We start from the raw sequence: 26031 nt of genomic DNA, 5'->3' as shown, positions 1-26031 counted from the left end.
TTTCTTATGTCTGGATGATCTGCCCCGCCCTGGGCAGGCTGGCGCGCACATGGGTGGCGATGGCCGTGTCCTGCGCGCCTGTTCCCGTCAGGTCGCAGATCGTGATATCGCTGTCGTCGATGCGGCCCGACGCCGTGCCCGCGATGATCTGGCCAAGCTCCGATGGCATGCCCGTCATGAGGCCTGCCGCGCGCGCCGCCTCAAGCTCGCCCGAAACCTCGCACTGGCTGACCCGGTCGCAGACATAAAGATCGGCCCTGGCCAGCGCCTTGGGGTCGATTTCGTTCTTGCCTTCCTGGTCCGATCCCATGGTGGTGATATGCAGGCCCGGGTGCAGCCATTCGGCCATCAGCACCGGGTCGCGTGCCGGCGTCGTGGTGACGACAAGCTGGGATTGCGCCACGAGGTCGGCGGCATCCGTCATCACTTCGGCCTCGACGCCCAAAGCCTGCCCCAGATCGGCAGCGCATTGTGCGGCCTTGGCCGGGTCGCGGCCATGCACAAGAACACGCGTGAAAGGCCGGACCAGATGTGCGGCCTGCATTTGCAGCCGCGCTTGCACGCCGGTGCCGATGACCCCCGCGGTGTCCACCTTTTTCGGGGCCAGATGCCGCGCGGCCACCGCGCCGGCGGCGGCGGTGCGGATATCGGTCAAGTAGCCATTGTCGAGATAGACCGCCTCGACCAGCCCGGTCTTGGCGGAGAACAGGATCATCAGCCCGTTCAGGCTGGGCAGGCCCAGCCTGGGATTGTCGAAAAAGCCGGGGCTGACCTTGATCGCGAAGCCATCGAAACCGGGGATATAGGCGGTCTTCACATCGACCTCCCCATTCACCATCGGCAAGTCCATCGACAGGATCGGCGGCATCACCACCTCGCCCCCGGCCAGCGCCGCGAAGGCCCGTTCGATCACGTCGACCGTGGTGAGGTCCAGCTGCACGGCTTCCTTCAACTCGGCCTCGGTGACGATCTGGATATCATGCGCCATAGGGTTTGCCTTTCACGATGGTATCGCCCAACTGGATATCTTCGCCCGCCATGATGCGATGGAACATCTGCATGTCGAGGTTGCGCCCGGTGATGATGGTGGCCGTCGGACCGGTCAGGGTGATCTTGCCCGAGAGACAGGCGGCAAGACCCACCACGCAGGCACCCTCGGCCACGATCCGGTCTTCGTAGAACAGCACCTGCATGGCGTGGTAAATCTCTTCCTCAGAGACCAGCAGGATAACGTCCAGCAGATCCCGGCAGAGCGGGAAGGACAGCCGGTTCTGCATGCCGATTCCACCGCCGAGACTGTCCGCAAGGCTGGGCACTTCTTCGACCTCGACAGGGTGGCCCGCCTCGATCGAGGCCTTCATCGCCGCGCCGTGCTCCATGGTGATGCCGATCACCCGGATATCGGGATTGATCGCCTTGGCCGCCAGCGCCACCCCGGCTGCCAGCCCGCCGCCCGAAAGGGGGACCAGCAGGGTGTCCAGGTCCGGACGCGCCTCCAGCAGTTCCAGGCCGATCGTGCCTTGGCCGGCGATCACCAACGGGTCGTCAAAGGGCGAGATCTCGACCAGCCCGTCCTGTTCCACCAATCGGAGGCTTTCGGCCAATGCCTCGTCCTGACTGGTCCCGCAGATGCGCACCTCTGCGCCGAGGGCCTTGATCCCGTCCACCTTGGCCTGCGGCACCAGTTCAGACATGCAGATGACCGCGCGGATGCCTCGCCGGGCGGCGGCAAAGGCCACGCCGCGCCCATGATTTCCGGTCGAGCAACAGGTCACGCCCGCCGTGCCCTCGGGCAAGGACATTACCGCATTCATCGCCCCGCGCAGCTTGAAGGCGCCGATGGGCTGCATGTTTTCCAGTTTAAGAAGGAAATCCTGCCCCGTCTGTGCCGCCATGAAGGGCGAAGGGACAAGCGGCGTGGCATCGGCCGTGCTGCGCAAGGTCTGCCGGGCGGCGAGGATATCGGACAGGGCAAGTCTCATTGCCCCAGATCACCGCGCCGCCCGGCCTGTTTCAAGCCCTAAACCATCATGTTGCGGGGATCGCCGATCAGTTTGGCGTAATGCGTCAGGAACCGCGCGGCGTCGGCCCCGTTGATCACGCGATGATCATAGGAGAGGTCCAGCGGCACCATGGGCACGGGCCGGGGGGTGTCTCCGTCCCAAACGGTCACGGTCTCGGTCCGGGTGATGCCAAGGATCGCCACTTCGGGCGGGTTGACGATAGGCGTGAACGCCGTGCCGCCGATGCCGCCCAGGTTGGTGATGGTCATGGAGGCGCCGCCCATTTCATCGGGCCCGATCTTGCGGGCCTGGGCGCGGGCGGCGAGATCGGCAATCTCGGCCCCGATCTGCCAAAGGCCCTTGGTGTCCGCATCGCGGATCACAGGCACCATCAGGCCGTGCGGCGTGTCCACGGCGATGCCGATATGGACATAATCCTTCAGCACCAGCGTTTCGCCATCGGACGTAAGCGAGGCGTTGAAGCGCGGAAAGGCGCGCAGGGACCGGGCCAAGGCGGCGACGTGAAAGGCCAGCGCGGTCAGCTTGACGCCGCGGGACTGGGCCTCGGGCTTGAGGGCCTTGCGGAACGCCTCGATCGCGCTGACATCGGCGCGGTCGTGATGGGTCACCGCCGGGATCAGGGCCTGCGCGGCGGCAAGGTTCTTCGACGCCACCTGCGCGAAGCGGCTCATCGGTTCCTCGGTCACCGGGCCATATTGGCTGTGGTCCACATCCCAATAGGAGGTGTCGCCGCCGCCCCCGGAAGGGGCGGGGGCGCTGCCGGTGATGTCCTCGGGGCCGATCGTGGTGCGACCGAGGCGCTTGGCCAACGCGTCGATATCCACGTCATTGTCCCGGGCAAGGCGGCGGGTTGAAGGGCTGGCGATGATCTCTGACATATCCGCCCCCTACCAGCTGGCCGAGATATACTGGGTCTCCATGAACTCCAGCATGCCTTCGTGTCCGCCCTCGCGGCCAAGGCCCGATTGCTTGACGCCACCGAAGGGCGCGGCGGGGTCGCTGACCAGACCACGGTTCAGGCCGACCATGCCGTATTCCAGCCGTTCGCAGACCTGCATGGCGCGCTTGAAGTCCTCGGAGAAGACATAGGCGACCAGCCCGTATTCGGTGTCATTGGCGCGGGCGATGACCTCTTCCTGATCCTTGAAGGTCTGGATCGCGGCGACGGGGCCGAAGATCTCGTCCTTCACGCATTCGGCCTCCGGGCTGACATTCGAGAGGACCGTCGGCGGGTAGAAGTAGCCTTTACCGTTCGGCGTGCTGCCGCCGCATTCGACATTGGCGCCCTTGGCGACTGCATCGGCCACGAAATCGGCCACCTTGTCGCGGGTATCGGCATTGACCAGCGGGCCCACGTCAACCGACGGGTCGGTGCCGTCACCCACCTTGAGCGCGGCCATACGTTCGGTCAGGCGCTTGGTGAATTCCTCGGCCACGTCTTCATACACGTAGATGCGGTTGGCCGCGGTGCAGGCTTCGCCGAGGTTGCGCATCTTGGCCAGCATCGTGCCCTCGATCGCGGTGTCCATGTCGGCGTCTTCAAAGACGATACAGGGCGCGTTGCCGCCCAGTTCCATGGCCGGTTTCAGAACCTGGTCGGCAGCGCCCTTCAGCAGCTTGCGGCCGACGCCGGTGGAGCCGGTAAAGCTGACGACCCGAACGCGCGGATCATGCAGCATGTGATCGACCAGCGCACCGGTGCGGCGCGAGGGCAGAACGTTGACGAGGCCCGCCGGCACGCCGGCCTCTTCCAGGAGCGGCATCAGGGCCAGCATGGTCAGCGGCGTTTCCGAGGCCGGCTTGATGATGACACCGCAGCCGGCGGCCAGCGCCGGGGCGATCTTGCGGGTGCCCATGGCCGCCGGGTAGTTCCACGGCGTCACCAGCACGGCAAGGCCGGCGGGCTTGTGCTGCACGACGATGCGCGCACCCGAGGAAGGCGCGTGGGTGATCAGCCCGTCGGCGCGCACGGCTTCCTCGGCGAACCAGCGGAAGAACTCGGCGGCATAGGTTGCCTCGCCCTTGGCATCGACGCCGGCCTTGCCGTTTTCCAGCGTGATGAGGTTGGCGAAGTGATCGAGCCGCGCGGTCATCAGCTCCCATGCCTTGCGCAGCACTTCGGAGCGTTCACGCGGGGTGCGTGCGGCCCAGTCGGCCATGGCGGCTTCGGCGGCGTCCAGCGCGGCATCGGCATCGGCGATATCGGCCGACGCGACCGAGGCCAGAACCTCTTCGGTGGCGGGGTTGATTACGTCGAAACGGTCGTCTGTCTTGCGCCATTCGCCGTTGATGTAGAGATCGGTGTAGTCCATGTCGGTCTCCGGTCAGGTCAGAGCAGGTGGCGGAGCGGCTGCTCCACCCGGCCTGCGAAGTCGGAAAGAAGCTGGATCGCGGCCGGGGCGTCCATTTGGGACGGGGCGCATTCCAGCGTGATTGTCAGCCCGGTGCCATTCGGCGTCAGGGTCAGGACGGGGGTGGTTTCGCCGCCCATCTCGACGCTGCTCAGCCGCGTGCCGCGCAGATCGCGCAGGATCAGGGCCGGGGTCTCTTCGGTCTCAGTGGTGCCGGACAGAACGCGGCTGGCGGGCAGGGCGTAGGTTTTCGCCTTACCATGCCGCTCCACGGCCACGGGGCCGGGCGACGCCATCGAAGACGCTGCCAGTGCGGCCAGAATGGCATCCGCATCGGTCAGGCCATGGGCCTCGGCCGCCCAGGCAGCAAAGCCCGGCACGCCATCCTCGGCGGTCTCTGCCACAAGCCTCCGGCTTGCGGTGCCGGCCTCGGCCGCGGGCGCGGCGGCGGGCAGGCTGCGAAGCGTGTCCAGGTCACTGACATGGAACGGCTGCGCATAGCCGGCCTCGGCCAGGCGGCCCAGATCCAGCCCCTGCTCCATCGCCAGTCGCCGTGCCTTGGGCGAGGCAAGGATGCGGCCGCCGGTCGGCTGCGGGGCCGCAGCGGGTGCGGCGGGGGCAGGCTTGGCCTTGGGCGCGGGGTCGGCCTTGGCCGGTTCCGCCGGTGCCGCGGGTGCGGCGGCAGGGGCCGCGGCGGCCGAGGCGACCGACCGGGCCACGGGATTGGCCGGGGCCGCGTCGCTGATGATGGCCACCGGGTCCCCCACGGGCACCTCTTCGCCGGCCTCGGCCAAGGTCGCGGCCAGATAGCCATCTCGACCGGCCTCGACCTCCATCGTGCTCTTGTCGGTCTCCACCTCGAACAAGACATCGGTGGCCGACACCGCGTCGCCCGGGGATTTCTGCCAGCTGACCAGCAGCCCGGTATCCTGCGCCATGCCCAGCTGCGGCATGGTTACGCTATGACCTTCGGGCAGATCATCGGCCGGGGCCTCGACCGCGGGGGCCGGGGCGGCTTCGGCGGCGGGGGTGTCGTCATCGGCGCTGTCGCTGATCCGGGCGATCACGGCGCCCACGGGCACGTCGTCGCCCTCGGCCGCCGTCACGCCGGTCAGGAAGCCCGCGGCTTGCGCCTCGACCTCCATCGTGGCCTTGTCGGTTTCCACCTCGAACAGGGCATCCCCCTTGGCGACCTCGTCACCGGGGGATTTCAGCCAGGATACGATCTTGCCCGCGTCCTGTGCCATGCCCAGCTGAGGCATTGTCACGTCATGCGGCATGAATAAGCTCCCCGGAGCAAAGCTTGCGAGCGTTCTCGGCCACGCCTTCGGGCGTCGGCACGGTGATATCCTCCAGCGCGGGGCTGAAGGGCACGGGCACATCCATCGCGCCCATGCGCAGCACCGGCGCATCGAGGTGGTAGAACGCTTTTTCGTTCAGACGAGAGGCGATTTCCGAGGTCACGCCATAGCTCTGGTGGCCTTCGTCGATGACGATGGCGCGGCTGGTCTTCTTGACGCTCTCGATCAGGGTCTTCTCGTCCAGCGGCACGATGGTGCGCGGGTCGATGACCTCGGCCTCGATACCCTCTTTGCTGAGGATTTCGGCGGCTTTCTCGGCAACCTGCACCATCGAGGACGTGGCGATAAGCGAAATGTCCTTGCCTTCGCGCTTCACGTTCGCCTCGCCGAAGGGGATCAGGTATTCCTCTTCCTGCACCGGGGCCTTGTCCTGGTACATCAGCTTGTCTTCGAAGATCACGACCGGGTTATTGTCGCGGATCGCGGTCTTCATCAGGCCCTTGGCCTCGTAGGCCGAGGACGGCATGGCCACCTTGAGTCCCGGAATATGCGCGACCAGCGCCTGCAGAGACTGCGAGTGCTGCGCAGCCGAGCGGCGGGTCGCCCCCATGTTCGTGCGCACCACCAGCGGCACGTTCAGCTTGCCGCCGGACATGTAGTGGATCTTGGCCGCCTGGTTACAAAGCTGGTCCATGATCAGGAAGATGAAGTCGCCGAACATCAGGTCGACGATCGGGCGGGCGCCGGTCATTGCCGCGCCCACGGCCATCCCCATGAAGCCGGGTTCTGCAATCGGCGTGTCGATGACGCGGTCAGTCCCGAACTCCTCGACCAGGCCGGACAGAACCTTGAACGGCGTGCCGGCCTCGGCGACGTCCTCACCGATGATGAAGGTCGTGGGGTCGCGGCGCATTTCCTCGGCCAACGCCTCGTTCACGGCCTGGGACAGTGTAATATTTCGCATTTTATCTCTCCTCAGTCCGCGTAGACATGCATGTCGACTTCGGACACGTCAGGGTATTTGGCTGCCTCGGCATAGGCGACGGCCTCGGTCGCGTCCTTCTCGATCTCGGCATTCATCGCCTCGATCTCTTCCTCGGAGGCGATGCCCTGCTCGACCAGCCATCCACGGAAGCGAATGATCGGATCGCGGTTTTCCTTCCAATCCTTCTCTTCGTCCTTGGACCGGTAGTATTCGCGGTTGATGTCGCCGACATGGTGACCGTGATAGCGATAGGTTTCCAATTCTATGAAGAACGGGCCCTCGCCCTTGCGGCAGCGAGCGACCAGTTTCTGGGTCAACTCGTTGACGGCGAGCACATCCTGCCCGTCGATCTTGAAAGCTTCGATGCCAAAGGCCTCGGCCCGCGCGGTGATCGACCCGGCGGCGATTTCCTCGGTCTTGGTATATTCGGAATAGCCGTTGTTTTCGCAGGCATAGATGACCGGCAGGTTCCAGAGCGCGGCCATGTTCATGACCTCGTAGAGCAGGCCCTGCGCGGTGGCGCCGTCGCCGAAGAAGCAGACGGTCACATCATCATGGCCCAGCATCTTGGACCGCAAGGCCGAGCCGGTGGCAATCCCCATGGAGCCGCCGACGATGGCGTTGGCGCCCAGGTTGCCGTGGCTCTGGTCGGCGATGTGCATCGAGCCGCCCTTGCCGCGGCAATAGCCTTCTTCCTTGCCCAGCAGTTCGCAGAACATTTCCTTGAACTCGGCGCCCTTGGCGACGCAGTGCCCGTGGCCACGGTGGGTCGAGGTGATGCGGTCATCGTCGGTCAGGGCCTCGCAAATGCCCACGGCGACGGCTTCTTCGCCGGAATACATATGGGTCAGGCCGGGCATCTTGGCCGACAGGTACAGCTGGTTGGCATTGTCCTCGAAGGTGCGGATGCGCACCATCTGGCGGTACATGCGCAGGTAATCTTCGGTATTTGTCTTGGCCTTGGCCATGGTGAGTGTCCTTTGCGGGGCGGCGCGCATCTTTTGGGCGGCACCGCGTGTATGCGTGTGGCAGGCGAGGGGGGCATGCGGCCCCCCTCGCCAGTGGTTCAGTAGCGGTTGGCGATCGGCAGTTCCTCGGCCGGGAAGAGGCTGATGACCTCGCAGCCCGTCTCTGTCACGACGACTTCCTCTTCGATCCGCGCTGCGGAATAGCCATCTGCCGCCGGGCAGTAGGTTTCCAGCGCGAAGACCATGCCGGTCTGGATCTCCATCGGGTGCTCCATGCTGACCGCGCGCGAGATGATCGGACGCTCGTGCAGCGCAAGCCCCAGCCCGTGGCCGAATTGCAGGCCAAAGGCCGCATCTTCGTTCGGGAAGCCAAGGCTTTCGGCCGTCGGCCAGACCTCGGCCACCTTGTCGGTGGTCACGCCCGGTTTGATCATCGCGATCGAGGCGTCGATCCATTCGCGGGCCTTCACGTAAGCGTCGTTCTGCGCGGGTGTGGCGCGGCCGACATTGAAGGTCCGGTAGTAGCAGGTCCGGTAGCCCTGGTACGACTGGAGAATATCAAAGAAGGCCTGGTCGCCCGGGCGGATCAGACGGTCGGTGAAGTTGTGCGGGTGCGGGTTGCAGCGCTCGCCGGAAATGGCGTTGATCGCCTCCACATCGTCCGAACCCATCTCGTAGAGCAGCTTGTTCGACATGGCGACGATGTCATTTTCGCGCACGCCGGGTTTCAACTCTTCGTAGATCATGTGATAGACGCCATCGACCATCGAGGCGGCCTGGGTCAGAAGCTGGATTTCGTCCCAGTTCTTGATCTCACGCGCGGCAAGCATGATCTGCTGACCGTCGACCACGTGAATGCCTTCTTCCTGTAGCGCGTGGAACATCGCCGTTTCGGCATAGTCCACACCCACCGGCATATCGGCCATGCCCGCATCCTTGATCAGCTGGGCGATCATCTTGGCGTATTTCTTCATCAGGCCGAATTCCGGCGGGATGGTGCCGCGCATGCCGACAACGCCGGCCAGGCAGTGATCGGGCTCCAGCCAGTCGGAATAGCGCTGGTGGTGAACGGCGGCCGACCCGAAGTCCCAGACGTAAGGGGAATCGTCACCGGTCAGCAGGCAGAAACGGCACATCTTGTCCCGTTCCCATTCACCGATCTTGGTGGCCGAGACATAGCGGATGTTGTTCACGTCAAAGAGCAGCAGCGAACCCGCGGGCGAATTCTGCAGGCTCTGGCGGGTACGGGCCAGGCGATAGCGGCGCAGCCGGTCATGATCGACTCGACGCTCAAAATCGACCGAAGAGTGACCCCAGGCCGGGATCTTGTCGCGCCATTCCCAGTTGGTTTCGAGGTCCTGCGGGGTAAGCAGGTTTGGCATAAGGGCGTTGCCCGGACGTTCTGACATTTGAAACTCCTTTCGGGTGCGACCGTGCGCACCCGGTTCATGATGTGATTTCGGGGGTTAGCCGGTTATTTCGTGACCCAGCCACCATCGATGGAAATCATCTGGCCGGTCATGTAGTCGCTGTCGTCCGAGGCGAGGAACGAGGCGGTGCCGGTGATGTCATCGGGGTAGGAAACACGTTTGATGACCAGGTTGTTCTCGACGATGTCGTCGTAAGCCTGACCGGCGCGTTCCTTGAAGCCGATCTCGACGAGGTCCTTGTCGAGCTGTTCCCAAAGCGGGGTTACAACGACACCGGGCGCGTAGCCGTTCACGGTGATGTTGTGTTCGGCCAGACCGAGCGCGCCGCATTCGGTCAGCGCGAGACAGCCGTATTTGGAGGTGCAGTAGACGGTGACGTCGACCAGCGGCTTGCGGCTGGCGATCGAGCCGACATTGATCAGCTTGTAGGGGTGATCTTCCATCGGCCCCTGGGCGATCATCTGCTTGGCCACTTCCTGCATGCCCAGCCACATCGCCTTGGTGTTGACGTTCATGATCATGTCCCAGTTGTCTTCATCGATATCCATGAAGAACCGGGGCTTGTTCAGGCCGGCATTGAACAGGCCGACATTGATCGAACCGAAGGCCTCGACCGTGGCGGCGACGGCGGCGGCGTTGTCTTCGCGCTTGGTCACATCCATCTTGACCGCGATCGCCTTGCCGTTGCCGGCATCGTTGATGCGCTGCGCAACCTGCTGCGCTTCGTCCAGATCAAGATCGCCGATACAGACATTGGCGCCTTGCGCGGCAAAAGCCTCGGCATTGGCGGCGCCCATGCCGCGCGCGGCACCGGTGATCAGGATGTTCTTACCTTTAAGGCGATTGGGGTCCATGGTCTTTCCTCCCTAAGTGACGGTCTAGTTGTCAGTTTGTTGCAAGAGATCGGTGGCGCGGGCCTGCACCCGTTCCAGCGCGTTGCGCGGGCTGACGATCCCGCGCAGCATGTCGTGAAGTTCGTGGCCGCAGATGCTGATGATATCGGAGATCTGCGGGATCGGCGGGCGCGGCCAGAATTGCAGCTCGTCACGCCACGACATCTGGTCCACGAGCTCGAAAATCGGCGACAGGCGGCGCACTTCCGGGTCCGCGCCAACGGAATAGCGGGGCGCGGTCCGGCTGCCATTCTGCGCATAAAGCTTTTGTGCCCCTGGCGACGTGAAGGCGACAAGCGCTTCGGCTGCCTCTTCCACCCGGTCTTCGGCCAGGTTCGATGGGATGCACAGCACATAGCCGCCGACCGGTGCGATGGGCACCCCCTCAGGGCCGTGTGGGTGTGGCAGGTAGCCGGTATTGCCGTGTGCCGAACAGCTGGGATCCAGCTCGAAATACGGAGCCAGCAGGGTATACCCATAGGCCATGGCGACCTTGCCCTCGGCATAGGGCCTGACGCGTTCGTACCAGGACATCGACAGGATGTCGGGCGGCGAATACTGCATCAACTGCATCAGGTAATCAGCCGCCGCATGAGCGCGGTCGGTGTCGAAACAGGGCGCGAAGCCTCCATCGGCGAGGTGATCGGCGTCGAAACCGCCGGCGATCGCGGGCAGGTCGACGATGGGCTGACCGAATGCGGCGCAGGTCATCATGAAGGTGTGCCCCAATGCTGTGCCGCGGGCCGCATTCCAGGCCACGCCATAGCGACCCTTGCGCGGATCGTGGAACTGACGCGCGGCCGCAATGACGGCTTCGGTCGTTGCCGGGGGCTCAAGCCCTTCCTGCGCGAACCAGTCCTTGCGGTAGAACATCAGCTCCGGCGTGGTCTGGCTGGGCACGCCATAGGGCTGCCCGCCCCAATGGGCGGCGCGCCAGCCCGCGGTGTGAAAGTCGCTGGGATCGAGCCGGTTCACATCCATGACCTCGCCCAAGGGGCGGATCACACCCTTTTTGACGAACTCACCCAACCAGGGCAGGTCCACGGCGATCAGATCATAGCGGCTTTTGGGACGGTCCGCGTTGCGCAGGGCTTCCTCGCGCAACCGGTCGATCGAGAACGCGCGCTGGTGAATGCCGGTCCCAACGATCTGTTCGAATTGCCGCTTGAGCGTTTCCATGACCATGAAGGTCGGGTCGCCATGCACCAGGATGCGCAGGCCGCCCGGCAGCTTGAGTGGCTGGGGCAGGGCACTGGGCGGGGCGATTGCGGCCAGCCCGGGCTGGTAGGACCCGCCGAAATAGTAGTCGCTATCGCCGGCTTCGTTTGCCCGGCGCAAGAGTGTGGCCCGAGCCATCCGGTCGACACGATCGGCCAGCTGGTGGAAGCTGCCCAGAAGCTGTGGGCTGGGGTGCAGTGAAAAGCTCTTGCCGGTTTTGGTGCGTGGGCGTTGCTCGATCAGTCCAGCCTCGCGCAGGTCGGCCAGTTTGCGCGTCGCGGTCGCATAGGGCACACCAGAGGCCGCGACCATCGACGAGGGCGAGATGACCCGGCCTTCGAGATGACCCCGCAGAAGGTGCAGAATCATGTTGAGATGCGGGTTCGGTGTATTCGGATCAAGCGCGGTATCGACCTCGACGCAGAAGTCCTGCAAGAAGTGCACGATGCGTTCCAGCTCGGCGCCGGTTTCCATCATGGACAAATTTTCCGCCGCGGGAACGGCGGAATGTCCGGAATGGATAGTTTTTGCGTCGGGCTGCTGCATGACTCGATCAGTTCGGGTGAAAACGGGGTGACGCTCCGATTCGCGCATCGTCGCTCTCCTGAAAAATGTTCAATTTGGGCGGGCATCAGTATCTATAATAAATCCAAAATGGATACCAAAAAGTTCAAAATGAACTAAATGGCCGATCACAAGCGGCCGAGAATCGCGCGTCATACAGCAGGGATTGCGCCGGATTCGGTCCGGGCTGAGAGGACAGCTGCAATTCACAAGAGAACATCCAATGGGAGGACCCCGGAAATGAAGAAGACCATGAAATTCGCCCTTGCCTGCACGACGGCCATGATCGGCACGTCGGCACTGGCCGAGGCTCACGCCAGCTACACGATCGGCATCACCCAGAACAACGTCGGTGTCGACAGCTACCAGACCACCTACGAGCAGGCCTTCATTGCTGCCGCCGAAGCGAATGAGAACGTCGAAGTCGTCGTTCTGGACGCCGGTGGTGACGTCGCGCGTCAGATCGCCCAGATGGAAGACCTGATCCAGCAGGAAGTCGACGCCATCATCATCTGGCCGACCAACGGTGAGGCCGTGATCCCCGCCGTGCGCAAGGCACATCAGGCCGATATCCCGGTGATCGTCACCAACTCCAACATCGCCGAAGCAGGCTTCGATTTCGTCGCGTCCTTCTCGGGCCCCGACAACGTGACCCAGGGCGCCCGTTCCGCCGAGATCATGTGTGACCGTTTCAAGGATCTGGGCATCGAGAACGAAGCCAAGGTCGTGCACATCACCGGCCAGCCGGGCTACACCACCGCCATCGAGCGGGCCCAGGGCTTCAACGATCGTCTGCCCGAGGTTTGCCCGAACGTCGAACAGATCGACGAGCAGCCCGGTGACTGGAACCGCGAAAAGTCGCAGCAGGTGATGGAAGCCTTCCTCGTCAAGTACGACGACATCGACGGCGTCTATTCCGGCGATGACAACATGGGCGTTGGCGCCATGAACGCCGCGATCGCCGCTGGCCGTGCCGATGGCATCACCTTCGTCGGTGCCACCAACTTCGCGGTTGGCTACGAAGCCATGGCCGAAGGCACCTACTGGGGTTCGATCTACCAGTCGCCGGTTGATGACGCCGAAGCCGCGCTGAAGACCGCGATCGACGTGCTCAGCGGTGAAGACGTGCCGTTCCTGAACTACTTCGACACGCCGAAGATCACTCAGGAAAACATGGACGAGTTCTCCAAGCCCGTCTTCTAAGACACTCCCGGAATGCGCGGGGCGGCACGTCTGCCCCGCGCATTTTCGTATCCAGACATCGAGGGGGTGAGAGATGACCCGAGTCTCGGGGCGGTCCTGTATCGTCACTGGCGCGGCGCAAGGTATCGGCCGCGCAATCGGAGAGGCGCTCTTGGATGAGGGCGCGAATGTGTGTTTCGCGGATATCAACGCCGAAAAGATTGCCGAAGTGGCCGACGCCAACGCAGAACGTGCAGCGCAGGCCGGGGCGAAGGTGACCCATGCTGCGGTTGACGTGGTCGATCGCGAACAGGTCCGGGCGATGATCGCCCATACCGTCGAAATCTTTGGCCGGCTGGATGTGAAGTTCAACAATGCGGGCGTCAACAAGCCCATGAACTTCCTTGATGTGACCGAGGAAAACTGGAATTTCATTATGGGGATCAACGGGCTGGGCTGCATGATCGGCATGCAGGAAGCGGCCCGGCAGATGATTGCCCAGGGCGGCGGCGGAAAGATCATCAACACCGCCAGCATCGCCAGCCGGCAGGGCTTTGACAATGTTGCGCCCTACTGCGCAAGCAAGTGGGCCGTGGTCTCTCTGACACAATCGGGCGCGCGGGACCTTGCCAAACATGATATCACGGTGACAGGCTTCGCCCCGGGCGTTGTTGCCACCGAGATGTGGGAACAGGTCGATCAGGACCTGATGGAGATCGGCGCCGCCGAGCGCCCGGGACAGGCCATGGAGGAATTCTCGGCCGAGATCCTGAAGGGCCGGGTGGCCAAACCCGAAGACATCACCGGGACCACGACGTTCCTGGCGTCACGGGACAGCGACTACATGACCGGACAGATCGTGATGATCGACGGTGGGATGACCTTGGTGTGACCGAACCGCAGGCCGCGGCGCACCAACAGGGAGGATGACATGGCGGAATTGACGAAAAAGGGCATTGGGGGGTTCCTTGCAAGGCAGGGTATTCTTGTGGCCTTCGTGATCTTCATGGTCGGCTTCGCGCTGGCCAATCAGCGGTTTCTCGCAATGGACAACATCTTCGGGGTGATCCGGTCCTCGGCGATCCTCGGCGTGATGGCGCTTGGCGTCACCTTCGTGGTGATCGGCGGCAACCTGGACCTCAGCGTTGGGTCGATGATGTCGTTCTCGACCATCGTCGTTCTGGACCTTCACGACAAGATCGGCCCGACACTGGCCATTCCGGCCATGTTCGGCCTGACCCTATTGCTGGGGGCGTTCATCGGATTTCTTGTGGGGTATCTCAAACTCAATTCGCTGATTGTGACATTGGGGATGTTATCGGCAATCCACGGTCTCACCCTGACATGGTCGGGGGGCAAGAACATGGACATCGCCGACAAGCAGGGCACCTGGTTCAGCATCTTCGGGCAGGGCGATATCGTCGGCATTCCGATGCCGATCATCATCTTCGGGCTGCTCGCCCTCGTCCTTGGCCTGATCCTGTCCAAAACACCTTTCGGGCGAAAGATCTACGCCGTGGGCGGGAACGGGCAGGCGGCAACCTTCTCGGGTATTCCGCGTGCGAGGGTTGTCTTTTTTACCTATCTGGTCTCGGCCTTTTGTGTGGCCACGGCCGGTCTGTTGCAGGCCAGCCGCAGCCTTGGCAGTCAAAACACGGTGGGTCAGGGCTACGAGCTGGAGGTTCTGGCCATGGTCATTCTTGGTGGCGCCTCGCTGCTTGGGGGATCGGGCACCATTCTCAAGACCCTGATCGGCGTTCTGATCTTCGGCTTCATCGAGAACGGTTTGCTGCTGGTTGGCCTGGAGTTCTACGTGCAGGACATCGTGGTCTGGGCAGTCATCATCTTGGCGGTCTGGCTGGATATCGCAGCCAAGCGTGGCCGGCTCTGGTCGCCGATTGCTTGAGGGAGGTTTAAGACATGGCACCTGAAAAAAGAAAAGACCTCCTCAAGCAAGGTGGGATCTGGGGCTTCATCGTCCTCGAACTGGCCTTCTTCTCGATCGCCGGGGAATACTGGGCGGTCACTGACAAGGCCTTCATGGATTTCGAAAACATGCTGCTGCTGCTCAAGCAGTCGGCGCCGATCGGGATCATCGCCCTGGGCATGACCATCGTCATGATCAACGGCAATATCGACCTGAGCGTCGGGGCGACCTTCGCGCTGGCCGCCATTGTCTTGCTGGACAGCATGACATGGCCCTTCATGCAGAACCTCGGTGACTGGGCCATTCCGCTGGCATGGTGCTTTGCTCTGCTGACGGGCGTTATCCTTGGGGCAATCAATGGCTTGATCGTCTGGAAGACCGGTGTCGATGCGTTCATCGTCACGCTGGGCTCGATGCTGGGCTTCCGTGGTCTGGTCTTCATGTATAACGGCGAACAGCCGACCAGCCACCTGAACTGGACGCTTGTCGATTTCGCCGAAGCGCAGTTCCTCGGGCTGCACACTGCGACCTGGTTCCTGTTCGGCGCGGCGGTGATCCTTTGGTTGCTGATGACCAAGACCCTGCATGGCCGCAACGCCTATGCCATCGGCAACAACCGCGAAGCGGCCGTGAATGCCGGTATCCGAGTTGGTCCGCACTTCCTGTGGAACTTCATGCTGATCGGCTTCCTGGCCGCCCTGTCTGCGGTGGTTTTCTATTCCGAAAGCGGCTCGGTGAACCCCAATGATGGGATGTTGTTCGAGCTTTGGGCCATCACTGCAGTCGTTCTTGGCGGCACCAAGCTGACCGGCGGCTACGGCTCGATCGTATCGACCATGGGCGGGGTCATCGCAATCCAGCTGCTTCGCAAGGGTCTGGGCCATATCGGGGCCGATACATCGACCGTGAACCTTGTCATTGGCCTGATCCTGATCGCAGTGCTGTTCATGGATCGTCAGTTGAACCGCAAGGGCAAAGAGGAGTTGAAAGTATGACGGATCAAACCCCCGTTCTGCGCCTGGAGGGGGTCGTCAAGACCTTCCCCGGCGTCCGCGCCCTCGACGGTGTTTCCTTCGATCTCCGCCCCGGTGAAGTCCATGCCCTGATGGGCGAGAACGGCGCCGGAAAGTCGACGCTGATGAAAGTGCTGGGCGGCATCTACGACCCGAATGAGGGCCAGATCTACATTGCCGAGGAACCTGTCACCATCGCTTCGCCCATGCAGGCCAAGGCCCGTGGCGTCGTGTTCATCCACCAGGAACTCAGCCTTGCGGACGAGTTGTCCGTGGCCGAAAACATCTGGCTGGGCGAGCTGCCGCACAAGTCCTTTGGGCGTGTGGACTGGAAGAAGCTCTATGACGAGACGGACGCGATCCTGAAAACGCTGAACGTCGGCTTCGACGCCAGAACGCGCGTGGGCGACCTGTCGATTGCGAACCAGCAAATGGTCGAAATCGCACGTGCCCTGACGGTCGATCCTCGCGCGGTGATCTTCGATGAGCCGACAGCCTCGCTTACGGACGCCGAGAAGGTCGTGCTGTTCGAGGTGATCGCGGATCTGCAATCCAAGGGGGTGGGGATCATCTACATTTCCCACCGGATGGAAGAAATCTTCAAGATCACGGACCGGATCAGCGTTCTGCGCGATGGTGGCTATCGTGGCACGCTCAACACCGCGGAGACCAACGAGGAAGAGGTCACACAGCTTATGATTGGCCGTAAGCTGGACCTGTCGCGTAACGAAAGCCACCACGAGTTGGGTGATGTCGCGTTGGAAGTGCGCAACCTGTCCTGTGGCAAATTGTTCGAGGATGTCAGCTTCTCGGTGCGCCGGGGCGAGGTTGTCGGCTTTTATGGGCTGGTCGGTGCTGGCCGCACCGAGATCGCCGAGACGATTTTCGGCCTGCGCGATCCGTCTGCGGGGCAGATCCTCTTGAATGGCGAAGAGGTCCGTATCCATTCGCCGATGGAGGCCATCGCTCGGGGCATCTCGTTGGTGCCCGAGGATCGCAAGGGGCAGGGGCTGGTTCTGGGCATGAACTGTCGTGACAACATGACCCTGCCGCAGGTCGATGACCTGACCGCCGGACCGTTTGTCAGCGACGGTGCGGAAGTGGCGATCTTCGACCAGTATCGCGACAAGCTGGACATCCGCACCCCGGGCTGGCGGCAGATCGCCGGCAACCTGTCGGGCGGCAATCAGCAGAAGATCGTCATCGGCAAGTGGTTATCCATGCATCCCGAGGTGCTGATCGTGGATGAACCCACGCGCGGCATCGACGTCGGCTCCAAGTCCGAGATCCACAACCTGATCCGCGACCTCGCGGCACAGGGCTATGCGGTCATCGTCATCAGCTCGGAAATGCCCGAGGTGCTGCATGTCTCGGACCGGATCGTCGCCATGTTCTCGGGCAAGGTCATGCGCACCTTCACCTCCGAAGAGGTGACCGAGGATAGCCTGATCCAGGCGATTTCCGGCCTCGAAGGTGACAAGGTCGCCTGACATGCGCGTGGGTTTCGCGGGGCTGGGTCGTATGGGTGCTCATATGGCCGGCAATCTCGTCGGGGCCGGGTTTGATGTGACGGTCTGGAACCGTTCCTCCGCCAAAGCACGCATGCTGGCCCAGCATACCGGGTGTGGTCTCGCTGAGACCCCCCGCGCGCTGGCCGCGTCCTGCGATGTCGTTGTGACAATGCTGGCCGATGACCCGTCCTCTGAGGCGGTGCATCTTGGCGAAGAGGGGTTGTTCGCGGCCAACGGCGCGAAGCTTTTCGTCGAGATGGGCACGATGTCGCCCGACCATATCGCCGCGCTTGTGCAGGCCGCACCCGAAGGCACCCGCGTGATCGACGCGCCCGTGTCCGGGGCCACGCAGGCAGCGGCAGATGCGCAATTGCTGATCATGGCCGGCTGCACCGAGGCCGAGGCAGAGTCGCTTGGCCCGCTTTTCGATGCAATGGGGCGGGCCACGATATGCCTTGGTGCGGCGGGGGCCGGTTCGGTCATGAAGCTGGCGGTGAATTCGCTGATCCATGGCCTCAACCAGACCCTCGCCGAGGCCATGACGCTAGCCGAGGCCGCGGGCATCGCCCCCGAGGCCGCGTTTGACGTGATCGAGAACAGCGCCGCCGCGGCGCCGATGCTGAAATACCGCCGCCCGCTCTATCTCGATGAGGATGCGCATGACGTGACCTTTACCGTCGCGCTGGCGCGCAAGGATATGGAAGTCACCGCCGCGCTGGCCGATCGGCTGGGCACCGCCATGCCGCAGGGCCGGGTTACACTGGACAAGCTGCTTCAGGCCGAGGCCGAAGGCTATGGTGCCCGCGACATGGCCTCGATCCTGCAATTCATGAGGAAGGACACGCAATGAAAGCCGCGCTTTTCGTCGGCGGGTGGGAAGGCCACACCCCGACCCATTTCGCCGACTGGTACAAGGACCTGCTGGAAGCGAACGGGTTCGAGGTCGCTGTCTACGACACGCTGGAGCCCCTGGAACGCCCCGAGGAACTGGCCGATCTCGACCTGATCACGCCGATCTGGTCCTCGGCCCGGTCGGGCCACCAGGAAGAATTCGGCAACATGACCAAGCCGCAGGAAGACGGTTTGCTGAAGCTGATCGGGAACGGCTGTGGGCTGGCTGGGTGGCACGGGCATATGGGCGACGCCTTCCGCGACCGCCCGACCTATCACTTCCTGATCGGGGGGCAATTCGTGGCGCATCCGCCGGGCTGGCCCGACAACCTGCAACCGGCCGAGGATTACATCGACTATGACGTCACGATCTGCCAGCCCGACCATCCGCTGGTCGAAGGCATCCGCAGTTTCCGCATCCGGTCCGAGCAATATTACATGCTGACCGATCCCTCGAACAACGTGCTGGCCACCACCACGTTCAGCGGCGACCACCTGTGGTGGATCGAGGGCACGGTGATCCCGGTCACATGGACAAGGCGCTGGGACAAGGGGCGGGTGTTCTACTGCTCCATCGGGCATGAGCTGGACGATCTGAAAGTCCCGCAGGTGACCGAGATGATCCGTCGCGGTGCGATCTGGGCCGCCGAGGGCAAGGCGGCCGCACGCTGACAAGCGGGTCGGGCGGCGCTACGGTGATCCCCGAAAGGAGCGCCGCCATCGACGCCGAAACCCTCAAGGCCCAGGTGCGGGCCTGCACCCTCTGTGCGGACCAGTTTGCCGAAACGCAGACGGCGCATGCGCCCCGTCCGGTGCCATGGTTCCGACCATCGGCACGGCTGCTGATCGCGGGCCAGGCGCCGGGAATGCGGGTGCATGAAAGCGGCGTGCCCTTCGATGACCGGTCCGGGGACAGGCTGCGGGACTGGCTGGGCCTGAGCCGGGCGGAATTCTACGACAAGGACCGGGTGGCCATCGTGCCGATGGCGTTCTGCTTTCCCGGTTATGATGCCAAGGGCAGTGACCTGCCGCCGCCGCCCCGATGCGCCGAGACCTGGCGCGCGACGGTAATGGCGCAGCTTCCCAGTATCGCCACGACGATCATCATCGGCCGCTATGCGCAGGCTTGGCACCTGGGGCGCGAGGCGGCACGCGCCGGCGTCACCGAAACCGTCCGCAACTGGCGCGACCATGCGCCGGAGACTTTCGTGCTGCCGCACCCGTCCTGGCGCAACAACGCGTTCCTGCGAAGAAACCCCTGGTTCGAGGCCGAATTGCTGCCGGTTCTGAAGGCGCGTATCCGCGAGATCGTCTAGCGCTTGCGGTCTCGGCGGCTGGACATCGGCTGGAACGCCACGCCCACATGCGCCTCGCAATAGGGTTTACCCTGCTGCACCGGCAGGCCGCAGAACCAGAATTCCTCGGTCGCGGGGTCACCGATGGGCCATTTGCAGGTCCGTTCGGTAAGCTCCATGAGGTTCAGTTTCTTGGCGCCCTTTTCAACCTCGTTGACCTTGGCCAGGGCCGCAGGGTCGATCTCGTTGGCACTCGGCTGGGGCGGCAGGGGCTGCCCGGCGGGAATGATCGCGCGGCGCGCTGGCCCTGCCGGACGAGCGGATTCGGTCGCCGGCGCGGGATCGGCGGACTCGTCGGCCTTGGGGTTTTCGGTCGCCGGGCTCTTGGCCTTGGGCTTGGCTTTGACGGCCGGCTTGGCCTTGGCCGCCGGCTTCGTCTTGGGCTCGGCCTTGGGCGCAGCGGCACCAGCCCCCCCGCCGGATCCTGCCCGGTTGGACAGGCCAAGGCGGTGCACCTTGCCGATCACCGCGTTGCGGGTCACGCCGCCCAGTTCCTTGGCGATCTGGGAGGCCGACTGGCCCTCGCCCCACATCTTCTTCAAAATCTCGACGCGTTCGTCGGTCCAGGACATCTGCTTCCAATCCGCTTGGTCTGGCCCCGGATGCCGGATCGGCACCGCGCGGGGGGTTGTATCTCGGGTCAGCGTCCTATTCTAAGCACGCATGCGGCGGATACAAGCGGATGTGATCCAAAAGGACCCCGAACATGGCAGAGAATCTTGAAATGGGCGTGCGGCGCTTCGGCACCGTGAACTGGTTGGGAACCTGGACGCTGGCACGGCGCGAGGTGCTGCGCTTCATGAATGTCTGGACCCAGACGATCATGGCACCGCTGATCAATGCGGGGCTGTTGCTGATGATCTTCACCATCGCCATCGGCACCCGCCGGGGCGATGTCATGGGCGTGCCGTTTCTGGAGTTCATCGCACCGGGCATACTGACCATGACGGTGATCCAGAATGCCTTTGCCAATACCTCGTCCTCGATCGCGTCGGCCAAGGTGCAGGGCAATATCGTGGATACGCTGATGCCTCCCCTGTCCCCGGCCGAGCTGGTCGTCGGCTACATGGCCGGGGCCGTGGCGCGGGGGATGCTGGTCGCCGTTGTCATCGCCATGGGCGCGTGGCTCTTCCTCGATGTGGCCTGGCCGCATCCGCTCTGGTCGCTGACCTTCGTGGTGGCGGGGTCGGTCGTCCTTGGCGGGCTGGGCATGATCGGTGGCATCTATGCGAACAAGTTCGACCAGCTGGCCGCGATCACCAATTTCCTGATCACGCCGCTGGCCTTCCTGTCGGGCACCTTCTACTCGATCGAGGCCTTGCCGCCCGCGCTACAGACCTTCAGCCACCTCAACCCCTTTTTCTACATGATCGACGGGGTGCGGTTCGGCGCCATCGGCGTCTCCGACAGCTCGCCCTGGCTGGGGCTGGCCGTGGTTCTGGGATCCGCTGTCGTGGTCTTGGGGATCGTCTGGCTCATGCTGCGCCGCGGATACCGGCTCAAGGCCTGACAGCGGCGTGCTCCGTTGCGCGGGATCAAGGCACAATAAGGATAGCTATGCTATCGAGGGACGTGATGACCCGATAGGAGCCTGTCCATGCCCGCCGCCACGACTCGTGCTGACCTCATTGCCGTCACCGAAAAGGACTATACCAAGCTGGCGCGCCTGATCGCCGGGATTCCGGAAGAACAGGCCATGCGGAAACGGGACGAGGGCACGTCGATCAAGGATGTGATCGCCCATCGAGCCCATTGGATCGACCTTTTCCTGGGCTGGTACCACGACGGTCAGGCCGGCAAGGACGTGGCCTTTCCCGCACCGGGCTACAAGTGGAACCAGCTCAAGCGCTACAACGCCGATCTTCGCCAAAGACAGGCAAACATGGACTGGGACTCGGCGCGCGCTATGCTTGCCGATCGTCATGGGCGATTGCTCGCCTTCATGACCGAAAAGGACGATGCGACGCTCTATGGCGGACCGATGAAGGGCGCCAACAACGACTGGACGGCCGGACGATGGGCCGAGGCCGCGGGGCCGTCGCATTATCGCTCGGCCGCCAAATACATCCGTGCCTGTTTGCGTGCGGATGCCGAATAGGGGTTCCAACGGTCGGTGAATTGCCCTAAGGGCAACGCCATGATTTGCGTGCTGAACTCTGCCCAGACTCGACGCCGACGCTGAAGCTGCGTCCGGCGCGCCACGCGTGCGCATCATTTCCCTTTGACATCGTTGACCAATGCCCGACCATTCGGCATCACTCGGGCTTTCCAGACAAGGACCACCAAGATGATCCCTACCGTTCTTCCCACCTATAACCGCGCGCCGCTCAGCTTTGTGTCGGGCGAAGGCAGCTGGCTGGTGGAGCAGGACGGGCGACGTTTCCTCGATTTCGGGGCGGGGATCGCGGTGAACGCGCTGGGCCATGCCAACCCCGATCTTGTGCAGGCCCTGACCGACCAGGCGGGCAAGCTGTGGCATGTCTCGAACCTCTACCAGATCGCGCCGCAGCAGAGGCTGGCCGACATGTTGGTGGACGCGACGTTCGCCGACACGGTGTTCTTCACCAATTCGGGCACGGAAAGCTGTGAGCTGGCCGTCAAGATGGCCCGGAAGTACCGCCATGACCGAGGCGAGGACCGTCCCGTCATCCTGACCTTCGAAGGGTCATTCCACGGCCGGTCGAGCGCGGGCATCGCTGCAGCCGCGTCGGAGAAGATGACCAAGGGCTTCGGCCCGATCTTGCCCGGGTTCCGGAGCCTGCCCTGGGGCGATCATGACGCCCTGACGGCGGCCGCCGCGCAGCCTGATGTCGGCGCGATCCTGATCGAGCCGGTGCAGGGCGAGGGCGGTATTCGCCCGGTCCCCGATCATTGCCTGAAAGGGCTGCGGGACTTGTGCGACGAACATGGCCTGTTGCTTATCCTCGACGAGGTGCAATGCGGCGTGGGCCGGACCGGCAAGCTCTTCGCCCATGAATGGGCAGGCATTTCGCCCGATATCATGATGGTGGCGAAGGGTATCGGTGGCGGTTTTCCATTGGGTGCCGTGCTGGCTACGGAAGCGGCCGCACAAGCGATGACCGCCGGCACCCACGGGTCGACCTATGGTGGCAACCCGCTTGCCTGTGCCGTGGGCTGCAAGGTGATGGAGATCATCGCCGATGACGCCTTCCTGGCCGAGGTAATCCGCAAGGCGGGCCAGCTGCGGCAGGGGCTGGAAGGACTGGTTGCCAGCCATCCCGACATCTTTGAAGAGGTGCGCGGGGCGGGGCTGATGCTGGGCCTGAAATGCAAGGCCGCCAATACCGATGTCGTGCAGGCAGGCTATGGTCAGGAACTGCTGACCGTGCCGGCCGCTGACAATGTGGTGCGCCTGTTGCCACCGCTTAACCTGAGTGACGCCGATATGAAGGAGGCACTGACCCGGCTGGATGCGGCCGCGTCGGCGCTTGAGGCCGATGAGTGACTACAGCTTCAGACCGATCACGCGTGATGACCTGCCGATGTTCAAGGCGTGGCTCGATGCGCCGCATATTGAGGGTTGGTGGGGCGACAGCGCGACCGAGGCGCGGCTGGTCGAAGACGTTTTGGACAAGGACATCGTGGACATGCGCATCGTCTGCCATGACGGCACGCCCTTCGCCTTTATCCAGGATTACAACGCCCATGCCTTCGGCGCGCCGCAATATGCCGGGCAGGACCCCGCGGCGCGCGCAATCGACACGTTCCTCGGTGATCCGGCTTACCTGGGGCAGGGGCACGGGGCCGGCTATATCGCGGCACGTCTGGCAGAGCTTCGACGATACGCGCCGGTCGTCCTGACAGATCCCGACCCCGCCAATGCCCGCGCCATCGCGGCCTATCGCCGGGCCGGGTTCCGCCCCTTGAAAATCACCCCCTGCGAAGACGGTGATCCGGTGCAGGTGATGATCCATCCCTGACGCGACGCCGCCCCCTAACGCCTGGCTTTGCCAGCCACAGAACAAAGCAGACTGACATGACCCACTTCCTCGACATCAACAAGACAAGCGCCGCCGAGCTGCGGCAGATCATCGACAGCGCCGCCGCCATGAAGAGCAGCCGCAATGGCCGCCCCAAGGGCATGGCCGATGACCAGACCCCGCTGGCCGGGCATATGGTGGCGCTGATTTTCGAGAAACCCTCGACCCGGACGCGCATTTCCTTCGATGTGGGGGTGCGCCAGATGGGCGGCGAGACCATGGTTCTTTCGGGGTCCGACATGCAGTTGGGCCATGGTGAAACCATTGCCGACACCGCCCGCGTGCTGTCGCGCTATGTCGACCTGATCATGATCCGCACCTTCGAAGAACAGACCCTGCTGGAAATGGCCGAATATGCCGATGTGCCGGTAATCAACGGCCTGACCGACCGCAGCCATCCCTGCCAGATCATGGCCGACGTTCTGACCTACGAGGAACATCGCGGCCCCATCGCGGGCAAGAAGGTTGTGTGGTCCGGTGACGGCAACAATGTCTGCGCCAGCTTCATTCACGCCGCAGGGCAGTTCGGCTTCGATCTGACCTTCACCGGGCCGGAACCGCTGGACCCCGAGCAGGTTTTCGTTGAAGAGGCCCGTGCCAAGGGCGTCAAGGTCGAGATCGAACGGGATCCCCACAAGGCCGTTCAGGGTGCCGATCTCGTCGTGACCGATACATGGGTCAGCATGCATGATCCGCAATCGGCCCGCGAACGCCGCCACAACCAGCTGCGCGGCTACCAGGTCAATGCCGAACTGATGGCCCAGGCCAACCCGGATGCGTTGTTCATGCATTGCCTGCCGGCCCATCGCGATGATGAGGCCACCTCCGAGGTCATGGATGGCCCGCATTCCGTCATCTGGGACGAGGCCGAAAACCGCCTGCATGCGCAGAAGGCGATCATGCGGCACTGCCTGGGCGTATGATCTCTCTGGTCAGAAGACGACCGACGAGAGTCCCAGGAAGATCAGGCCGGACAACAGCGCCGCTGCGGGCACGGTAATCACCCAGGCCGCCACGATGGTCATGAAATGTGACCGGCGGACCAGCTTGCGCCGGCGCCTTTCCTCGACCGGCAGCCGTACACCATTGGCCGCGCCCCGGTCACGGGCGCGTCGTTCGTGATGCCATTCCCGGTAGAACCCGACGCCGAAGACCGCGCCGACGGCGATATGCGTCGAACTCACCGGCAGGCCCAGCCAGCTGGCCACGATCACCGTGATCGCCGCGGACAACGCCACGCAATAGGCCCGCATCGGGTTGAGTTTGGTGATCTGGCTGCCGACCATGCGGATCAGCTTTGGGCCGAACAGGACGAGGCCGAAGGAAATCCCGAACGCGCCGATCACCATGATCCATGTCGGGATGCTGACCTTGCCGGCGAATTCGCCAAACTCCTCGGCATGGACGATGGCGGCCAGCGGCCCCACCGCATTGGCCACGTCATTGGCACCATGGGCAAAGCTGAGCAGCGCGGCGGAAAAGACGAGGGGCAGGGCGAACAGCGCCTTGAGCGACTTGTTGCGGTTCTCCATCCCCTCGGACTGGCGACGGATCAACGGGGCGGCGATCACATAGGCTACCGCGCCGACGGCCAGCCCGATCAGAAGTGCCGTGCCGATATCCAGCTCGATGATCCGCTTCAGCCCCTTCACCGACAGATACGCGGCAAAGGCCCCGGCCATGATCGCGATCAGCACTGGAACCCAGCGCCGCGCGGCGGCGATCTTGTCGTCCTGGTATATGATATTGGCCTTGATGAAGGCCAGGAAACCGGCAGCGATCACACCCCCCAGGACCGGGGAAATGACCCAGCTGGCGGCGATCGCGCCCATGGTGGGCCAGTTGACCGCCGTGATGCCGGCGGCCGCGATCCCCGCCCCCATGACCCCGCCCACCACGGAATGGGTCGTGGAGACGGGCGCACCCACCCAGGTCGCCAGGTTCACCCAGAGTGCCGAAGAGATCAGCGCCGCCATCATCGCCCAGATGAAAACGGTGGAATCGGCCAGGCTGTCCGGCGTGATGATCCCCTTGGAAATGGTCGAAACCACATCGCCGCCCGCCAGCAGCGCCCCGGCGCTTTCGAAAAGCGCCGCGATGACGATGGCGCCGCCCATTGTCAGGGCGTTTGCGCCCACCGCCGGCCCCATGTTGTTGGCCACGTCATTGGCACCGATATTGATCGCCATATAGGCCCCGAAGATCGCGGCCGCGACGATGACCAGCGATGTCGGCTGCCCGCCCCAGAGGAACCCGGCCAGCAATCCGACGACCACCATGAAGGCCAACGCGATGCCAAGCCCGACCATCGGCCGAGCGACGTAGTTGGACGCGTATTCAAGCTGGCTGATCCGCCCCAGATCCTTGTCCAGGGTTGTCCATTGGGTCTTGTCGTCGGCCATGTCCGCGTCCCCCGT

General features: G+C 63.6%; 25 protein-coding genes. 13 read left to right on the top strand and 12 right to left on the bottom strand.

Going from position 1 to position 26031, the window contains the following annotated elements:
- Positions 1 to 4 precede the first annotated feature (4 nt).
- The 10 genes from DFK10_RS03725 to DFK10_RS03680 all read right to left on the bottom strand — a co-directional run bounded on the left by DFK10_RS03725 (position 5) and on the right by DFK10_RS03680 (position 11644).
- Positions 5 to 988: a cyclodeaminase gene (locus tag DFK10_RS03725; RefSeq protein ID WP_109386745.1), complete on the bottom strand. Its 984-nt coding sequence runs from the start codon at positions 986 to 988 to the stop codon at positions 5 to 7.
- The gene (eutB, locus tag DFK10_RS03720) at positions 978 to 1982 is read right to left on the bottom strand and encodes a hydroxyectoine utilization dehydratase EutB (protein ID WP_109386743.1); all 1005 of its coding nucleotides are present in this window, start codon (positions 1980 to 1982) and stop codon (positions 978 to 980) included. Before eutB ends, DFK10_RS03725 begins: the two co-directional genes overlap by 11 nt.
- Positions 1983 to 2020: 38 nt before the next feature.
- Entirely contained in the window at positions 2021 to 2902 is an 882-nt protein-coding gene (locus tag DFK10_RS03715) for a 2-oxo acid dehydrogenase subunit E2 (protein WP_109386741.1), read from the bottom strand.
- Between the two features lie 9 nt (positions 2903 to 2911).
- Positions 2912 to 4336, bottom strand: coding sequence for an NAD-dependent succinate-semialdehyde dehydrogenase (locus DFK10_RS03710; RefSeq protein ID WP_109386739.1), 1425 nt, complete (start codon positions 4334 to 4336; stop codon positions 2912 to 2914).
- A 17-nt stretch (positions 4337 to 4353) separates the two neighbouring features.
- On the bottom strand, positions 4354 to 5655 hold the full coding sequence (locus DFK10_RS03705; RefSeq protein WP_109386737.1) for a biotin/lipoyl-containing protein: 1302 nt from the start codon (positions 5653 to 5655) through the stop codon (positions 4354 to 4356).
- Positions 5645 to 6640 (bottom strand): alpha-ketoacid dehydrogenase subunit beta, encoded by a 996-nt coding sequence (locus DFK10_RS03700; protein WP_109386735.1) that lies wholly within the window; start codon positions 6638 to 6640, stop codon positions 5645 to 5647. Before DFK10_RS03700 ends, DFK10_RS03705 begins: the two co-directional genes overlap by 11 nt.
- Positions 6641 to 6651: 11 nt before the next feature.
- Entirely contained in the window at positions 6652 to 7629 is a 978-nt protein-coding gene (locus DFK10_RS03695; RefSeq protein WP_109386733.1) for a thiamine pyrophosphate-dependent dehydrogenase E1 component subunit alpha, read from the bottom strand.
- A 98-nt stretch (positions 7630 to 7727) separates the two neighbouring features.
- A complete protein-coding gene (locus DFK10_RS03690) occupies positions 7728 to 9038 on the bottom strand; it encodes a M24 family metallopeptidase (RefSeq protein WP_109386731.1) in 1311 nt (436 codons plus the stop codon).
- A 65-nt stretch (positions 9039 to 9103) separates the two neighbouring features.
- Entirely contained in the window at positions 9104 to 9913 is an 810-nt protein-coding gene (locus tag DFK10_RS03685; RefSeq protein ID WP_109386729.1) for an SDR family NAD(P)-dependent oxidoreductase, read from the bottom strand.
- Between the two features lie 24 nt (positions 9914 to 9937).
- The gene (locus DFK10_RS03680; protein ID WP_328589336.1) at positions 9938 to 11644 is read right to left on the bottom strand and encodes an extracellular solute-binding protein; all 1707 of its coding nucleotides are present in this window, start codon (positions 11642 to 11644) and stop codon (positions 9938 to 9940) included.
- Positions 11645 to 11974: 330 nt separating this feature from the next.
- Between DFK10_RS03680 and DFK10_RS03675 the strand changes: the two genes are divergently transcribed.
- The 8 genes from DFK10_RS03675 to DFK10_RS03640 all read left to right on the top strand — a co-directional run bounded on the left by DFK10_RS03675 (position 11975) and on the right by DFK10_RS03640 (position 19574).
- Positions 11975 to 12937, top strand: coding sequence for a sugar ABC transporter substrate-binding protein (locus DFK10_RS03675; RefSeq protein WP_109386725.1), 963 nt, complete (start codon positions 11975 to 11977; stop codon positions 12935 to 12937).
- 73 nt (positions 12938 to 13010) lie between these two features.
- Positions 13011 to 13808, top strand: coding sequence for an SDR family oxidoreductase (locus DFK10_RS03670; protein WP_109386723.1), 798 nt, complete (start codon positions 13011 to 13013; stop codon positions 13806 to 13808).
- Between the two features lie 39 nt (positions 13809 to 13847).
- Positions 13848 to 14822 carry an ABC transporter permease gene (locus DFK10_RS03665; RefSeq protein ID WP_109386721.1) on the top strand — a complete coding sequence of 325 codons (975 nt, stop codon included), beginning with the start codon at positions 13848 to 13850 and terminating at the stop codon, positions 14820 to 14822.
- A gap of 14 nt (positions 14823 to 14836) precedes the next feature.
- Positions 14837 to 15838 carry an ABC transporter permease gene (locus DFK10_RS03660; protein WP_109386719.1) on the top strand — a complete coding sequence of 334 codons (1002 nt, stop codon included), beginning with the start codon at positions 14837 to 14839 and terminating at the stop codon, positions 15836 to 15838.
- Positions 15835 to 17346 (top strand): sugar ABC transporter ATP-binding protein, encoded by a 1512-nt coding sequence (locus DFK10_RS03655; RefSeq protein ID WP_109386717.1) that lies wholly within the window; start codon positions 15835 to 15837, stop codon positions 17344 to 17346. Before DFK10_RS03660 ends, DFK10_RS03655 begins: the two co-directional genes overlap by 4 nt.
- Position 17347: 1 nt before the next feature.
- The gene (locus DFK10_RS03650) at positions 17348 to 18217 is read left to right on the top strand and encodes an NAD(P)-dependent oxidoreductase (protein ID WP_109386715.1); all 870 of its coding nucleotides are present in this window, start codon (positions 17348 to 17350) and stop codon (positions 18215 to 18217) included.
- Complete coding sequence (locus tag DFK10_RS03645; RefSeq protein ID WP_109386713.1) at positions 18214 to 18930, top strand: ThuA domain-containing protein; 717 nt, start codon at positions 18214 to 18216, stop codon at positions 18928 to 18930. Before DFK10_RS03650 ends, DFK10_RS03645 begins: the two co-directional genes overlap by 4 nt.
- 23 nt (positions 18931 to 18953) lie before the next feature.
- Complete coding sequence (locus DFK10_RS03640) at positions 18954 to 19574, top strand: uracil-DNA glycosylase family protein (protein ID WP_235866757.1); 621 nt, start codon at positions 18954 to 18956, stop codon at positions 19572 to 19574.
- On the opposite strand, the gene DFK10_RS03635 is transcribed toward DFK10_RS03640, so the two are convergent.
- Positions 19571 to 20185: a GcrA family cell cycle regulator gene (locus DFK10_RS03635; RefSeq protein ID WP_109386711.1), complete on the bottom strand. Its 615-nt coding sequence runs from the start codon at positions 20183 to 20185 to the stop codon at positions 19571 to 19573. The two genes, DFK10_RS03640 and DFK10_RS03635, sit on opposite strands and share 4 nt — an antisense overlap.
- A gap of 134 nt (positions 20186 to 20319) precedes the next feature.
- On the opposite strand from DFK10_RS03635, the gene DFK10_RS03630 reads away from it, so the two are divergent.
- The 5 genes from DFK10_RS03630 (at position 20320) to argF (ending at position 24537) form a co-directional block, all read left to right on the top strand.
- Positions 20320 to 21123 carry an ABC transporter permease gene (locus tag DFK10_RS03630; RefSeq protein WP_109386709.1) on the top strand — a complete coding sequence of 268 codons (804 nt, stop codon included), beginning with the start codon at positions 20320 to 20322 and terminating at the stop codon, positions 21121 to 21123.
- 87 nt (positions 21124 to 21210) lie between these two features.
- The gene (locus DFK10_RS03625; RefSeq protein WP_109386707.1) at positions 21211 to 21711 is read left to right on the top strand and encodes a ClbS/DfsB family four-helix bundle protein; all 501 of its coding nucleotides are present in this window, start codon (positions 21211 to 21213) and stop codon (positions 21709 to 21711) included.
- Between the two features lie 189 nt (positions 21712 to 21900).
- Positions 21901 to 23079, top strand: a complete 1179-nt coding sequence (locus tag DFK10_RS03620; RefSeq protein ID WP_109386705.1) for an aspartate aminotransferase family protein — start codon at positions 21901 to 21903, stop codon at positions 23077 to 23079.
- On the top strand, positions 23072 to 23554 hold the full coding sequence (locus DFK10_RS03615) for a GNAT family N-acetyltransferase (RefSeq protein ID WP_217810050.1): 483 nt from the start codon (positions 23072 to 23074) through the stop codon (positions 23552 to 23554). Before DFK10_RS03620 ends, DFK10_RS03615 begins: the two co-directional genes overlap by 8 nt.
- Positions 23555 to 23610: 56 nt before the next feature.
- Positions 23611 to 24537 (top strand): ornithine carbamoyltransferase, encoded by a 927-nt coding sequence (argF, locus tag DFK10_RS03610; protein ID WP_109386701.1) that lies wholly within the window; start codon positions 23611 to 23613, stop codon positions 24535 to 24537.
- 9 nt (positions 24538 to 24546) lie between these two features.
- Here argF and DFK10_RS03605 read toward each other — a convergent pair whose 3' ends face one another.
- Positions 24547 to 26016: an inorganic phosphate transporter gene (locus DFK10_RS03605; protein WP_109386699.1), complete on the bottom strand. Its 1470-nt coding sequence runs from the start codon at positions 26014 to 26016 to the stop codon at positions 24547 to 24549.
- Positions 26017 to 26031: the final 15 nt, after the last annotated feature.

Source organism: Salibaculum griseiflavum (assembly GCF_003129565.1).
Classification (GTDB): domain Bacteria; phylum Pseudomonadota; class Alphaproteobacteria; order Rhodobacterales; family Rhodobacteraceae; genus Salibaculum; species Salibaculum griseiflavum.
Note: the sequence above shows the minus strand (reverse complement) of the source record. Positions and strands in the feature narration are given on the sequence as shown.